This window comes from Pseudomonas sp. 1 (assembly GCF_056626735.1).
The window spans coordinates 325,947-339,879 of record NZ_JBWXMQ010000002.1 but is presented as its reverse complement, the minus strand read 5'-3'; the positions used below and the strand labels follow the sequence as shown (position 1 = coordinate 339,879).

At 62.6% G+C, this 13,933-nt stretch carries 15 protein-coding genes; 1 reads left to right on the top strand and 14 read right to left on the bottom strand.

Annotation, left to right across the window (positions count from 1 at the left end):
• Window positions 1–46: 46 nt before the first annotated feature.
• From AC1MDC_RS04720 to AC1MDC_RS04665, 12 genes are all read right to left on the bottom strand, one after another.
• A complete protein-coding gene (locus AC1MDC_RS04720; protein ID WP_227233230.1) occupies window positions 47–643 on the bottom strand; it encodes a nucleotidyltransferase family protein in 597 nt (198 codons plus the stop codon).
• The gene (locus AC1MDC_RS04715; RefSeq protein WP_085704750.1) at window positions 640–1,620 is read right to left on the bottom strand and encodes an XdhC family protein; all 981 of its coding nucleotides are present in this window, start codon (window positions 1,618–1,620) and stop codon (window positions 640–642) included. The genes AC1MDC_RS04720 and AC1MDC_RS04715 overlap by 4 nt, the downstream gene beginning before the upstream one ends.
• Window positions 1,620–3,941: a xanthine dehydrogenase family protein molybdopterin-binding subunit gene (locus AC1MDC_RS04710; RefSeq protein WP_085704752.1), complete on the bottom strand. Its 2,322-nt coding sequence runs from the start codon at window positions 3,939–3,941 to the stop codon at window positions 1,620–1,622. The genes AC1MDC_RS04715 and AC1MDC_RS04710 overlap by 1 nt, the downstream gene beginning before the upstream one ends.
• Window positions 3,938–4,408 (bottom strand): (2Fe-2S)-binding protein, encoded by a 471-nt coding sequence (locus AC1MDC_RS04705; protein ID WP_007950774.1) that lies wholly within the window; start codon window positions 4,406–4,408, stop codon window positions 3,938–3,940. The genes AC1MDC_RS04710 and AC1MDC_RS04705 overlap by 4 nt, the downstream gene beginning before the upstream one ends.
• Before the next feature lie 258 nt (window positions 4,409–4,666).
• Complete coding sequence (gene murB / locus AC1MDC_RS04700; protein ID WP_480392578.1) at window positions 4,667–5,686, bottom strand: UDP-N-acetylmuramate dehydrogenase; 1,020 nt, start codon at window positions 5,684–5,686, stop codon at window positions 4,667–4,669.
• Window positions 5,683–6,147 (bottom strand): low molecular weight protein-tyrosine-phosphatase, encoded by a 465-nt coding sequence (locus AC1MDC_RS04695; protein ID WP_007950772.1) that lies wholly within the window; start codon window positions 6,145–6,147, stop codon window positions 5,683–5,685. The genes murB and AC1MDC_RS04695 overlap by 4 nt, the downstream gene beginning before the upstream one ends.
• Window positions 6,147–6,911 carry a 3-deoxy-manno-octulosonate cytidylyltransferase gene (gene kdsB, locus AC1MDC_RS04690; protein ID WP_480392577.1) on the bottom strand — a complete coding sequence of 255 codons (765 nt, stop codon included), beginning with the start codon at window positions 6,909–6,911 and terminating at the stop codon, window positions 6,147–6,149. The genes AC1MDC_RS04695 and kdsB overlap by 1 nt, the downstream gene beginning before the upstream one ends.
• Window positions 6,908–7,093 (bottom strand): Trm112 family protein, encoded by a 186-nt coding sequence (locus tag AC1MDC_RS04685; RefSeq protein WP_003179363.1) that lies wholly within the window; start codon window positions 7,091–7,093, stop codon window positions 6,908–6,910. Before AC1MDC_RS04685 ends, kdsB begins: the two co-directional genes overlap by 4 nt.
• Before the next feature lie 24 nt (window positions 7,094–7,117).
• A complete protein-coding gene (lpxK, locus tag AC1MDC_RS04680) occupies window positions 7,118–8,128 on the bottom strand; it encodes a tetraacyldisaccharide 4'-kinase (protein WP_266201550.1) in 1,011 nt (336 codons plus the stop codon).
• Window positions 8,128–8,556, bottom strand: coding sequence for an ExbD/TolR family protein (locus tag AC1MDC_RS04675; RefSeq protein ID WP_085697005.1), 429 nt, complete (start codon window positions 8,554–8,556; stop codon window positions 8,128–8,130). Before AC1MDC_RS04675 ends, lpxK begins: the two co-directional genes overlap by 1 nt.
• Window positions 8,553–9,188: a MotA/TolQ/ExbB proton channel family protein gene (locus AC1MDC_RS04670; RefSeq protein WP_085697006.1), complete on the bottom strand. Its 636-nt coding sequence runs from the start codon at window positions 9,186–9,188 to the stop codon at window positions 8,553–8,555. Before AC1MDC_RS04670 ends, AC1MDC_RS04675 begins: the two co-directional genes overlap by 4 nt.
• 78 nt (window positions 9,189–9,266) lie before the next feature.
• On the bottom strand, window positions 9,267–11,510 hold the full coding sequence (locus AC1MDC_RS04665; protein WP_480392576.1) for a DNA internalization-related competence protein ComEC/Rec2: 2,244 nt from the start codon (window positions 11,508–11,510) through the stop codon (window positions 9,267–9,269).
• Window positions 11,511–11,646: 136 nt separating this feature from the next.
• Between AC1MDC_RS04665 and AC1MDC_RS04660 the strand changes: the two genes are divergently transcribed.
• The gene (locus AC1MDC_RS04660; protein ID WP_085697008.1) at window positions 11,647–12,165 is read left to right on the top strand and encodes a DUF2062 domain-containing protein; all 519 of its coding nucleotides are present in this window, start codon (window positions 11,647–11,649) and stop codon (window positions 12,163–12,165) included.
• 54 nt (window positions 12,166–12,219) lie between these two features.
• Here AC1MDC_RS04660 and AC1MDC_RS04655 read toward each other — a convergent pair whose 3' ends face one another.
• Both AC1MDC_RS04655 and AC1MDC_RS04650 read right to left on the bottom strand, forming a co-directional pair.
• Complete coding sequence (locus AC1MDC_RS04655; RefSeq protein ID WP_085697009.1) at window positions 12,220–12,999, bottom strand: ABC transporter permease; 780 nt, start codon at window positions 12,997–12,999, stop codon at window positions 12,220–12,222.
• Window positions 12,996–13,928, bottom strand: a complete 933-nt coding sequence (locus AC1MDC_RS04650; protein WP_085697010.1) for an ABC transporter ATP-binding protein — start codon at window positions 13,926–13,928, stop codon at window positions 12,996–12,998. The genes AC1MDC_RS04655 and AC1MDC_RS04650 overlap by 4 nt, the downstream gene beginning before the upstream one ends.
• Between the last annotated feature and the right edge of the window lie 5 nt (window positions 13,929–13,933).

The following is a 13,933-nucleotide window of genomic DNA, read 5'->3' as shown; positions in this document are numbered from 1 at the left end:
CCCGCCTGGTAATCCAGGCGGGGCTTTTTTATATCTCAAGGTTTTATCAGGACGGCGGGAAAACCAGCGCATCCGGCACGTCGATATCCCACAACACGCCCGGATCATCCACCGCGACTTCAACCACCCGCCCTTGGGCAAACAACGGTCGCGCGCCCCGGTCACCGGACAAGGCCATCAGCCCCGCTGCAAACGAGCGACCAAACCCGACCGGATGCCCATAGTCACCATTGAACGTCGGCACGCTGACCGCATCCTCGGCAATGGCCGCCACGACACGTTCAATACTCGACGGCAGGATGAACGGCATATCCCCCAGGACAATCAGCCAGCCATCGGCATCCGGGCAAGCCGCCACGCCCGCCGCAATGCTGTCACCCATCCCGGTGGACTCGATCGAGACAATGTCACACCCATAAGCCTGCGCCATGCGCATTGCCTGTGGGCGCGCCTCGGTCGTCACCAGCACTCGCTGATCGAGACTCGCCGGCAGGTTCACCAACACCTGCTCGATCACCGAACGCACCGCGCCATCGCGCCCGGTGCAATCGGCCAGCAGCTTGTCCTTGTCTGCGCCCGCCACTTCGCGAAAACGGCTACCCTCGCCCGCCGCCAGCACAATCACTCCTATGGTTCGGCTCATACACTCTCCACGGTTTTCTTCTGCTTGAGCTCGACACCATTCTTGATCGCGACGATCTCCGCCAACAGCGACAAGGCGATTTCCGCCGGTGAATGGCTGCCAATATGCAAACCGATCGGCCCGTGCAAACGGGCGATGGCCGCTTCTGACAAGCCTAGTTCAGCGAGATTTTCCCGACGCTTGCGGCTGTTGACCCGAGAGCCCAGCGCACCGACATAGAACGCTTTGGAGTCGAGCGCCGTGAGCAGCGCCATGTCGTCCAGCCGTGGATCGTGAGTCAGCGCGACGATCGCCGTGCGCTCATCGGTCTGGATATTCAGCACCGCTTCGTCGGGCATGCCGGGGACAAACCGTCCATGCTGCTCTTCCCAGCCATAGACGAATTCGGTACGCGGATCACAGATCAGCACTTCGAAATCCAGCAGTCGCGCCATCTCGGCCACATACCGTGACAACTGCCCGGCACCGATCAACAGCAAGCGCCAGCGCGGACCGTAAATGGCACGCAGGGTCTGGCCGTCGAAGCTCAAGGTGTCGGTCTTGCCGGCGGGTCGCAACACCACTTCGCCAGTGCCGATGTTCAACTCGCGCGCGACGATTTCATGGGCCTCGCAGCGATCCAGCAACTCGGCAACCCACGCCGGATCGCCGACCCGCTCCTCGGTCAGGCGCAGAGTGCCGCCGCAGGGCAGGCCGAAACGCGCGGCTTCCTCCTGCGTCACGCCGTAGGTGATCAACTGCACCGGCGGCCCGTTGGCGGGAATCCGCCCATCGTGCAACCGGGCGATCAGATCGTCCTCGACGCAACCGCCGGACACCGAACCGATCACCACGCCGTCCTCGCGCAACGCCAGCATCGCGCCAGGCGCCCGAGGTGCGGTGCCCCAGGTCTGCACCACCGAAAACAACACTACCCGTTGCCCGGCGCGGCGCCATTCGAGCACGCTGCGCAGGACATTTAGATCGGCGCTGTCCATTACGCTTGCGCCTTTTGCCAGCCCTGCAACTGGTAACGCACCGGCAGGCTGCGGATGCGCTGGCCGGTCGCGGCAAAGATTGCGTTGCACAGCGCCGGCGCAATCGGCGGCACGCCCGGCTCACCAACACCGCCCAATGGCACCTCGCCCGGCGGCGTCACCAGGTGCACCGCGACTTCCTTCGGCGCCAGCGACATGCGCGCCACTTCATACATATGGAAGTTGTCCTGCTGCACCTTGCCGTCCTTGAAGCTGATTTCGCCCCATACGGCATTGCCCAGGCCCATCACGCACGCGCCTTCGAATTGCGAACGGATCCGCTCGGGGTTGATCTGCGGGCCGCAATCGACGGCGATATCGGCCTTGTGCACGATCAGCGTGCCGTCGTCCTTGACCTCGACTTCGATCACCGCCGCCACATAGGTAACGAAGCTGTAATGCACCGCCAATCCGAGACCACGGCCCTTGGGCAACTGACGCCCCCAACCCGCCGCCTTGGCCGCCGTTTCCAGCACGGTGCGCATGCGCCCGGTGTCGATCGGATAACGCTCGGGGGACTCGCCGTAGTTCCACTCTTCACTGAGCGTACGCGGGTCGATCTGCCGGTCCGGGCCGAGCAATTTGATCTGGTACTTGAGCGGATCTTCCTTGGCCTTGTGCGCCAGTTCGTCGACGAAACTCTGAATCGCAAAACCATGGGGAATGTTCGACACCGAACGGTACCAGCCAACCCGTGTATGCACCGTGGCCTCGGGGTTTTCCAGGCGCACGTTGGGAATCGCGTAGGCCATGTTGGTAAAGCCCATGCCCAACTCGAACGCGGCTTCGTGATTCATGCCCGGTGCAAACAGCGCAGTGATGCTCGGCGCTACCGTGCGGTGCAGCCAGGCGGACGGCAAGCCATCCTTGCCCACGCCGGCCTTGAGGTATTCGGCGGACACCGTGTGGAAATACGAATTGTGGATGTCATCTTCGCGGGTCCATTGCACGCGCACTGCCTTGCCAGGAAATTCCTTGGCGAGCACGGCCGCTTCAACGACGAAGTCCGGTTTGGACTTGCGCCCGAAACCACCGCCCAACAGCGTGACATTGAAGGTCACGTTATCGAATGGCAGCCCCAGACGTTCGGCGATCCGCTCGCGGGTGACCTGCGGCGCCTGGCTCGGTGCCCATGCCTCGCAGGTGCCATCCTTGTAACGGGCAATGGCAACCATCGGCTCCATGGGTGCCTGGGCCAGATGCGGCAAATAATAAGAGGCTTCCAGCGTGCTGGCAGCACTGCCGATGGCTTTGTCGGTGTCACCGGTGTTGCGCACGACTTTGCCCGGCTTCTGCGAAGCGGCTTCGATCTCCTTGCGATAGGCGACCGAGTCGTAACTGGCGTTCGGGCCATCGTCCCACTCGATCTTCAGTGCCTCGCGGCCCTTCAATGCGGCCCAGGTGTTGCTGGCCACCACGGCCACGCCACCCAATGGCTGGAATTCCGAAGGCAATGGCCGGGGTTCGATCTGGATGACTTTGAGTACGCCCGGCACTTTCAGCGCGGCGCTGTCGTCCACCGACTTGACCTTGCCGCCGTATACCGCCGGACGCGCAATGACCGCGAACAGCATGCCGTCGAAATGCACATCGGCCCCGTACACCGCGCGGCCATTGACGATGTCGGCACCGTCGATGGCTTTGGTGCCTTCCTTGCCGATGTAGCGGAATTCCGCCGGTTGCTTGAGTCGCAGGCTGTCACGGGCCGGCACCGTCAGTGCACTGGCCGCAGCAGCCAGCTCACCGTACCCCAGCTCGCGCCCGGACGGTGTGTGAATGACTTTATGCAGTTGCGCGCGGCATTCGCCGACCGGCACCTTCCACTGCGCGGCGGCGGCCTGCTCCAGCATAGTCCGGGCGGCAGCGCCGCAACGGCGCATCGGCTCGTACCAGTGACGCATGCTGCGCGAGCCGTCGGTGTCCTGGTTGCCGAAGCGCACTTCATCCCCCGGCGCCTGCTGAACCTTGACGTGCGCCCAGTCGGCTTCCAGTTCATCGGCCACCACCATGGTCAGGCTGGTGCGCACGCCCTGGCCCATTTCCGAGCGGTTGCAGACCACAGTCACCGTGCCATCGGCGGCAATGCTGACGTAGACCTTCGGATCGTCGATCCAGCCGTTGGGCATGCCGTCGGCGCCGAACTGCTTCGGTTTGTCTTCGGCCAGCGCATCCTGCCAGCCCCAGCTCGCCGCCAGTACCAATGCACCGGTGGCGCCGACGCCCTTCAGGAAGCCCCGGCGACTCAGGTTGCTCAGGGCGAAATCGTTCGGTAAACGGCTCATGCCTTGGCCTCCTTCAGATGAGTGGAGGCCTGACGGATCGCAGTCTTGATCCGGTTGTAGGTGCCGCAGCGGCAGATGTTGCCGACCATCGCTTCTTCGATCTGTTCGTCGCTCGGGTTCGGGTTGGTCTTGAGTAACGCAGTGGCGGACATGATCTGCCCGCCCTGGCAGTAACCGCATTGGGCTACAGCCGTGTCGAGCCAGGCTTGCTGGACGATCTGGCCAACCGGGTCGGCATGCAGGTTGTCGATGGTGGTCACGCTCTGCCCGACCACCGAACCGATCGGCGTGATGCAACTGCGCGCCGGCGCGCCGTCGATATGAATGGTGCATGCACCGCACAGGCCCATGCCGCAGCCGAACTTGGTGCCGTTGTAACCGGCGACGTCACGGATCGCCCACAACAGCGGCATGTCCTCGGTGACATCGAGTGGATGGTCTTGACCATTGAGTTTCAGGGTAATCATGGGCACGCCCGCATATTCATGGAGGTTATGGGGTCGAGCCATCTGCCACCGCAGGGACAGTGGTGGTTCGCGCAGATCGGCTCAGGCTAATCAGGCTCTCTTGTGCCGACGGGAACGTCTGCACCGGGCCTTTGGTGAAACAAATAGTGGAGTAAATGACCGGTATCGTTAGCTGGCTACGTTAACCCGCGATTAACAAAAAAGCCCTGTACTTTTTAAAAAGTGCAGGGCTTTTTGTTGAGCCTTGAAAGCGTAGCCTCAATAGCGATTGGGCTCCATTTCCAGCTCGACATTGAAACGCTCTGAAATGTCTTTCTGGATGCGCTGGGCCAGATCGAGCAATTGCAGCCCGGTCGCCGCGCCGTAGTTGACCAGCACCAGCGCCTGCAATTTATGCACGCCGGCATCGGCCTCACGAAAACCTTTCCAACCGGCGCGCTCGATCAACCAGCCGGCCGCCAGTTTCATCTGCCCGTCCGGTTGCGCGTAGGCCACCAGATCCGGATGCCGCGCCTTGATCTGTGCGACTACGGCCGCCGACACCAGCGGGTTCTTGAAGAAACTGCCAGCATTACCGAGCACTGCTGGATCCGGCAGTTTTTCGCTGCGGATGCTGCAAATCGCTCGACTGACGTCCGTCGGTGTCGGCTGCTCGATACCCTGCTCGATCAGGCGCTGACGTACCGGGCCGTATTCCAGGTGCAGATGGGCGACCCGAGCCAATGCGAAGCGCACCCGCAGGATCAACCAGCGACCCGGCTGCTGTTTGAACACGCTGTCACGGTAGGCGAAGTTGCACTCTTCCAGACTGAAGTCACGCAGTTCGCCGGTCTGGCGATCCAGCGCCGTCAGGCCGGCGAAGACGTCCTTGATCTCGACACCGTAGGCACCGATGTTCTGCATCGGCGCGGCACCGACCGTGCCGGGGATCAGGCTGAGGTTTTCCAGCCCCGAGAAACCCTGGGCCAGCGTGTGCTGCACGAACGGGTGCCACGGCTCACCGGCTTCGGCTTCAATCACCACGCGGTTGCCGTCGTCACTGATGACGCGGATGCCACGGCTGGCCATGCGCAGCACCAAAGCCGGGATATCCGCCGTGAGCAACAGATTGCTGCCGCCGCCGATCACCAGCAACGGCACGTCGTGGGAGGTCGCGTAAGCCAGGGCTTCGCGCACATCAGCATCACTGTGGGCTTCGGCAAACAGCTGCGCGCGAACGTCAACGCCAAAGGTATTGAAGGGTTTCAGGGAAACCTGCGGTTGCACCTGCAAACTCATAACCGCCCCTTCACTTCGATCAACAGCTGATCGCAGGCACGCTCGATCAGATCCAGCACCTGCTCGAAGCCCTGATCGCCGTCGTAATAAGGATCCGGCACTTCGTCGACCACACCTGCATAGCGGCGCAGGAACAGGTCCAGCTCGGCCTTGCCGGTGGACGGCTGCAGGGCCTTGAGGTTACGCAGGTTGCTGTTGTCCATGGCGAGGATCAGGTCGTAGCTGGCGAAATCGGCGCGGCTGACCTGCTGAGCGCGCTGCGCCGACAGGTCATAACCACGCAGCTTGGCCGCGGCCTGACTGCGCTTGTCCGGCGGATTGCCGACGTGCCAGTCGCCAGTGCCGGCGGAGGCCACTTCGACCTGATCCGCCAGCCCCGCTTCGCGCAACTTGTGGCGCAACACACCTTCGGCAGTGGGCGAACGGCAGATGTTGCCCAGGCACACGAACAAAACGCGCATCAGGCCTCCAGCAGGCGACGGACGCGCTCAAGGTCTTCGGCGGTGTCGACTCCGGTTGGCGGCGCGATCAAGGCGTCAGCCACATGAATCCGCACGCCGTGCCACAGGGCACGAAGCTGTTCAAGGGATTCGGTGTTCTCCAGCCAGCACGGGCCCCAGCTCACGAAGTCCTGAAGGAAGCCTGCGCGGTACGCATAAATGCCGATGTGGCGACGATACGGCACGCCTTCCGGCAGCACGTCGCGACTCTTGGCGAAGGCATCGCGAGCCCATGGCAGAGTCGCGCGACTGAAGGTCAGCGCCAGACCGTTGAGGTCACTGACAACCTTGACCACGTTCGGGTTGAACAGCGTTTCGACGTCTTCGATCGGCTCGGCCAGAGTGGCCATGCGCGCCTCGGTGTGGGCCGCGAGGTTGGCGGCGACCTGATCGATCACGCTCGGCGGGATCAGCGGTTCGTCACCCTGCACGTTGACCACGATGGCATCCGGCTCCAGGCCCAGCTTCGCGGCCACTTCGGCTAGACGATCGGTGCCGGAGTTGTGATCTTCACGGGTCAGCACCACTTCGGCGCCGAAGGCCTTGCAGGCTTCGACGATGCGCGCATCGTCGGTCGCCACGACCACACGGCTGGCGCTGCTTTTGCTGGCCTGCTCCCAGACGTGCTGGATCATCGGCTTGCCGGCGATGTCCAGCAGCGGCTTGCCCGGAAGACGGGTCGAGGCGAAACGCGACGGGATGACAACGGTGAAGGCTGTGGTCATTTATCCAGACGCTCGTCGGTGGTCAGGGTGCGGGCTTCGCTTTCCAGCATCACCGGAATGCCGTCGCGGATCGGGTACGCCAGGCCGGCGCCCTTGCTGATCAGTTCGGTCTTGTCGGCGCTGAGCTTGAGCGGGCCTTTGCAGACCGGGCAGGCGAGGATGTCGAGCAATTTGGTGTCCATGAACATTCCCTGGATAAAAACGGATTAAGGCAAAAGACGATCCGGCAACAGGCGCATCAACTGCGTATCGAACCAGGCCACGAAGGCCGGAGACGGCACGGCATCGACCGCCAGGTACCACCAGTCGGCAGCAGCGAAGGCACGGCACTTCACCGCATCCTTTTCAGTCATCACCACTGGCAATGACGGCGTGAAACTCAAGGCCTGCACGCTGTATTCGGCGTGGTCGGCAAACGCGTGGGGCACAGGCCGCCAGTCTAGCGCTTCGAGGGTATTGAAGAAACGTTGCGGGTTGCCGATCCCGGCCACCGCGTGCACGGCCTGACCGGGCGAAAAATGATCGAGCGGCCGGCGTTCGCCGCTGCGCAGATTGACCAGCGCCGAAGGCTTTAGGCGGAAAGCGAAACCGCCATCGCGATCGTCGAGGGCGCCGTTGAACAACACGCCGTCGACGCTTTGCAGACGCTCGATCGGTTCGCGCAGTGGGCCGGCGGGCAGGCAACGCTGATTGCCAAGCCCTCGGGCGGCGTCGATCAGCACCAGCTCAAGATCGCGCGCCAGACGGTAATGCTGCATGCCGTCATCGGACAGGATCAGGTCCAGCGGCTCGCTGTCCAGCAGGGCTCTGACGGCGGCGCTGCGATCGGGATCGATCATCAGCGGCACGCCGGTACGCTGCACAATCAGCAAGGGTTCGTCGCCGGCGATGTCGGCAGTCTGATCGGCTTCGACCCGCCATGGCAGTTGCGCCGGTTTGGCGCCGTAACCACGGCTGACCACACCGACCCGCAGTCCGTGGCGTCGGCAGTGCTCGATCAGCCACAGGATCATCGGGGTCTTGCCGGTGCCGCCAACGGTGATATTGCCGACCACGATCACCGGCACCGGCGACTGATAAATCTCGCCTTCGCCGTCGAGAAAACGCTGACGCTTGCCGGCCACGACGCGACGGTACAGCCACTCCAGCGGCCGCAACAGCGTCAGGGCCGGGTGCCCCTGATACCACGCGGCGAGCAGACGATCGGACATGGCCATCAGGATTTTGGCGCCGCCTCGACCGTGGTCATGCGTAGATGGCTGAAACCGAGCTTGCCGGCCGCGTCCATGGCGGTGATCACGGATTGGTGCTGAGTCTTGCCGTCAGCACTGATCGACAACGGCATGCTGGTGTCGCCATTGGCTTCCTTCTGCATGGCTTCCATCAGAGTCGCCAGGTCGTTCTTCGGCAGAATCTTGTTGTTCACCGAGAACACACCTTCGGCGCTGATGGCGACGTCCAGTTGCTTGACCTGCTGATCCTCGGCCGGTGAACCGCTGACCGCTTCGGGCAGATCGACGCGCAGCTGGGTTTCGCGGGTGAAAGTGGTGGTCACGACGAAAAACAGCAACAGGATGAACACCACGTCGATCAGCGACGCGAGGTTGATGTCGATCGTTTCCCGGGGTTTGCGACGGAATTTCACGCTTTGCCCCCGGCCAGATCGACGTCACGGTCGCCCTGCACCACTTCCACCAGTTTGATCGCTTCCTGTTCCATGCCCACCACCAGCTCATCGATGCGGCGTTGCAGGAAACGGTGGAAGAACACCGCCGGAATACCGACCATCAGGCCCGCGGCGGTGGTGATCAGCGCCTTGGAAATACCGCCGGCCAGCACCGCAGCGTTGGTGGTCATGCCGGAACCGGTGAAAGCGCTGAAAATGTCGATCATGCCCAGCACCGTACCCAGCAGCCCCAGCAACGGCGACATCGCAGCGATGGTGCCCAGCGCGCTGACGTAGCGTTCCAGCTCGTGGATGACCCGGGCGGCGGCCTCTTCGATGCACTCCTTCATGATCTCGCGACCATGCTTGGAGTTGGCCAGACCCGCGGCGAGGATTTCCCCCAGCGGCGAGTTGGCGCGCAATTCCTTGAGTTTTTCCTTGTTGAGCTGCTTGTCCTTGATCCAGACCCAGACCTGACCCAGCAAATGCTCAGGGGTGACGCGACTGGCGCGCAGGGTCCACAGGCGCTCGGCGACAATCGCCATGGCGGCGATGGAACTCAGAATGATCGGCAACATCATCCAGCCGCCGGATTTGACCAATTCCCACACAGTGACAGCCCCCTCGAAAAAGTGCGCCACTTTACCATACCGGTTCGCGATAAAGACCCGTCGCCCCGACGACCGTGCTCAACGGTACTCTGCCTCCGACAACGGCGGGTCGCGCCAGAACCGGCGTTGTTGACGCATCGACCGGGCCGGCTGAAACCGTCCCAGTTGCAGATGAATGGCACCCTGCTCGGCGCTGTCGTGGATATGCACTCCCTGTTTGCGGTAGCGGGCAATGACGGTCGGGTGCGGATGGCCGAATGAATTGCCCTGCCCTCGGGAAATCAGCACGGCCCGGGGCTGCAAAGCCTTGAGCAAGGCCATCGAAGAGGAACTGCGGCTGCCGTGATGCGGGGCTTGCAGCCATTGGGTATGAACTGCCAGCACGCTGTCGAGCAGGTCCCGCTCGGCAGCGCTGTCGATGTCGCCGGTCAACAGCAAGCGTTCGCCATTGGCTTCGATCTGCAGGACGCAGGACCGCTGGTTGCTGTCATGGGCGTCGGCCCACTGCCATAGCTGGAAAGCAACGCCGTCCCACTGCCATTGCCGGCCGCTTTCGCAGGCCTCGGCGGTCAGCGCTTCGGGCAGCCCCGGCGGATCGCCGCTGATGATCCGCCTGACAGTCATCCCTTTCACCACGGCAAGCGCGCCACCTGCGTGGTCGGCATCGGCATGGCTGAGCAGCATCAGATCGAGGTGTTCCACCCCTAGTTTGCGCAATGCCGGCAGCACCACTCGCTCGCCGAGGTCGAAGTCACCGAAACGCGGGCCGCTGTCGTACAGCAAGGTGTGATGGCGGGTGCGGATCAGGATCGCCAGGCCCTGACCGACGTCGAGTTGCCAGACATCGGCCACGCCTTCGGCCAGAAGCTCTCGCGGCGGAAATGCCAGCACCAGCAGCAACGGCCAACCCAATGGACGCAAAGGAACGCCCCGGGGCAGCAATAACAACACGGCACCAAGACCTCCCAGCACCCAGACCCACCCTTGCATCGTCGGCGGCACCCACGCCGGCCAACGCCCGGCAATCAGGGCCAGCGTCCTGAACAAGCCATCGATCAGCCCGCCGGCCAGCCACAGCAACCCTTCCCCGACATGAGGGATTGGCAGCAACAAAGTGCCCAGCAGCGCCGGCGGCAGCACCGCAAAACTGACCCACGGCACCGCCAGCAGATTGGCCAGTGGCCCACTGAGGCTGATCGGCAGGCTCAACGCCACCAACACCGGGCACAAGCCGATCGCGATCAGCCATTGCGCGCGCGTCCAGGTCTTCCACCAGCGCCACGGCCCCAGTCGGCCGCCGAAGGTAAAGATCAAAACACCCACTGCCGCGAATGACAGCCACAACCCGGGACGCAGGCTGGCCAGCGGATCCATCAACAACACGCCGTCGAACGCCAGCAGCAACGGCCACCACGCACCGAGATGGCGAAAACGCAAACGCCACAACAACACCAGTGCAACCATTACGCACGCCCGCCGCACCGGCACGTCGAACCCGGCCAGCAGGCCGTAACCCAGCGCCGCCGTGAACGCCAGACCACACGCCCAAGGCAGCCAGGGCCAACGCAACGGCCAAATCCCGCCCCTTGCCAGCCCGGCGACCAGCGCATACATCAACGCCGCCAACAGCCCAATGTGCTGCCCGGAAATCACCAGCAGGTGCACAGTGCCGGTATCCTGCAAGGACTGCCAGTCTTCGCGACTGAGTCCCGAGCCATCGCCCAGCACCAACGCGGCCAAGGCTCCGTTGCGTCCCTGAGCATCCACCGCAAGCAAGCGCTGACGAATGCTGTCGCGCCAGGCCCGCTGCGCCGGCGCCAGACGCTGGCCATCCTTCACCGTCCCGGTGGCGCCAATGCGCTGCGCCAACAGCCAGGCTTCGTAATCGAACGCATCCGGATTGAGCAGCCCACCGGGGCGCTTGAGCTTGACCGCCACTCGCCAGCGTTCGCCACTTTTGACCTCAGGCCCGGCATACCAGGCCAGACGCATCAGTGATGGCAGTTTCTCGTGACGTGAGTGCGCATCGGCCAGTTCAAAGCGTACGACGCCCTCCACATTCTGCGGCAAGCCGACGACCCGCCCTTCCACCCAGCGCGTTTCGCCATCCAGCCGGTGAGGCAGTCGATCATTCAGCGCCATCTGCGCGTTGAAACCCGCCCATGTAAATCCAAGCAGCAAAAACGCCAGTGGATAGCTGCGAAACGGCAGCAGCATCAGCGCCACCCACGGCAACACCACCAATACCCCGACCGGCGGCAAGGCCGGTAAAAAAACCGCAGCCAGCAGACCGGCTGCCAGCGCCATCATCCCTGTGCGCATAAGCCCGTCCTTGAGAGTCCCACCCTCAGGCATAGCGGTTGCGGGGCACGGGCGTCGTTATCAATTGTCACAAAGTCTGAATGGGCGGTTCGTAGAATCCAGACATACTTGCCGCCTTAACCGACCGAGAAGCCTTATGCCCCGGCGCTTATTCAAACGTTACATGCCCGATCCGACGAGCATCAGGGAACACAAATCCTTACGCTTTCTCGGCACGTTGCTGCATGACCCGAACCTCTGGCACCTCAACCGACACTCGGTGGCCCGCGCCATGGCCGTGGGCCTGTTTGCCGCGTTCCTGCCGATTCCCGCACAAATGCTGGTGGCCGCCGTCCTCGCGATCATGGTGCGCGGCAACATGCCGATTGCTGTAAGCCTGGTCTGGCTGACCAATCCGATCACCATGCCGGCGGTGTTTTTCTGCACGTATCAGGCCGGGGCCTGGCTGATGGATGTGCCCGCGCGCACCCTCCCCGACGAATTGACCTGGGAATGGATCAGCGGTGAGCTCTCGACCTTGTGGCAACCGTTCCTGCTGGGGTCGGTGGTGGTCGGGCTGGTACTGGGTGCCCTCGCCTATTGCCTGGTGATGATGTACTGGCGCTGGTGGGTGGCGCGGCAATGGGCGCGGCGCAAAAAAAGTCGTCAGGCGTGAATGCAAAACGGCCTCCACTGTGGGAGGCCGTTTTTCATTGCAACATCGAAGAAATCAGGTACGCATTCCGCGCCCGCTTACCAGCAGCCGCGCGCAACCGAAATACAGCACCACCGTCGCCACCAGCATGAAAGTGATCGCGATACCGATGCGGATATCCGACACACCGAGGATGCCGTAACGGAAGGCGTTGACCATGTGCAGCACCGGGTTGGCCAGCGACACGGTCTGCCAGAACGGCGGCAGCAAGGTGATCGAATAGAACACGCCACCGAGGTAGGTCAGCGGGGTCAGCACGAAGGTCGGGATGATCGAGATGTCATCGAAGTTGCGCGCAAACACCGCGTTGATAAAGCCCAGCAGCGAGAAGATCGTCGCCGTCAGCACCACCACCAGAACGGTCACGCCCAGGTGATGCACCTGCAGACTGGTGAAGAACAACGACAGAATCGTCACGATCACGCCCACCATAAGGCCTCGCAGGACGCCACCAATGGTGTAACCGATCAGAATCGTGTGCGGCGACACTGGCGACACCATCAATTCTTCGATGGAGCGCTGGAACTTGCTGCCGAAGAAGCTCGACACCACGTTGCCGTAAGAGTTGGTGATCACCGACATCATGATCAGACCCGGCACGATGTATTCCATGTAGGTGAAGCCACCCATGTCGCCGATCTGCCGGCCGATCAGGTTACCGAAGATCACGAAATACAGAACCATGGTGATCGCCGGCGGCAGCAGGGTCTGCGGCCAGATCCGGGTAAAACGTCTGACTTCGCGGTAAACGATGGTGTTGAGGGCAATGAGGTTGGGGCGCAGCTCGGAACTCATACCGCCACCTTCGACAGATTTTTCTCCACCAGGGACACGAACAGCTCCTCGAGGCGATTGGTTTTATTGCGCAGGCTCAGCACTTCTATGTTCTGCAGGGCCAGTTGGCCGAACAGCGCAGTGATGCCCATGGACTTGTCGACCTGGACTTCCAGCGTATGCGCATCCACCAGACGGGCCGGGTAGCCGGCCAGTTGCGGCGCGACCGCCAGATCGTTCTTCAGGTCGAGCAGGAAGGTTTCCACATGCAGTTGCCCGAGCAACTGACGCATGCTGGTGTTCTCGACAATGGTGCCGTGGTCGATGATGCCGATGTTGCGGCACAGCTGCTCAGCCTCTTCCAGGTAATGGGTGGTGAGGATGATGGTGATGCCTTTCTGGTTCAGTTCGGTGAGGAACGTCCACATCGAACGACGCAGCTCGATATCCACCCCGGCGGTCGGTTCGTCGAGGATCAGCAGACGCGGTTCATGCACCAGCGCCCGCGCAATCATCAAGCGACGCTTCATGCCGCCGGACAGCGAGCGCGACGGCACATCGCGCTTGTCCCACAGGCCGAGCTGAGTCAGGTACTGCTCGGCGCGTTCCTTGGCGATCTTCGCCGGGATGCCGTAGTAACCGGCCTGGGTCACGACGATGTCGAAGGTCTTTTCGAACTGGTTGAAGTTGAATTCCTGGGGTACCACGCCGATGGAGCGCTTGAGCGCCGCCGGGTTCTTGTCCAGGTCGTTGCCAAAGATATTCACGGTGCCGCTGGTCTTGTTGACCAGGGTCGAGAGAATGCCGATGGTCGTGGATTTGCCGGCGCCGTTGGGGCCGAGCAAGGCGAAGAAGTCACCTTCAGCGACGTCCAGATCGATACCACTCAAGGCCTGGAACCCGTTGCCGTAGGTTTTGGTTAGCTGCCGGATGGACAGAGCGGAACTCATATCGG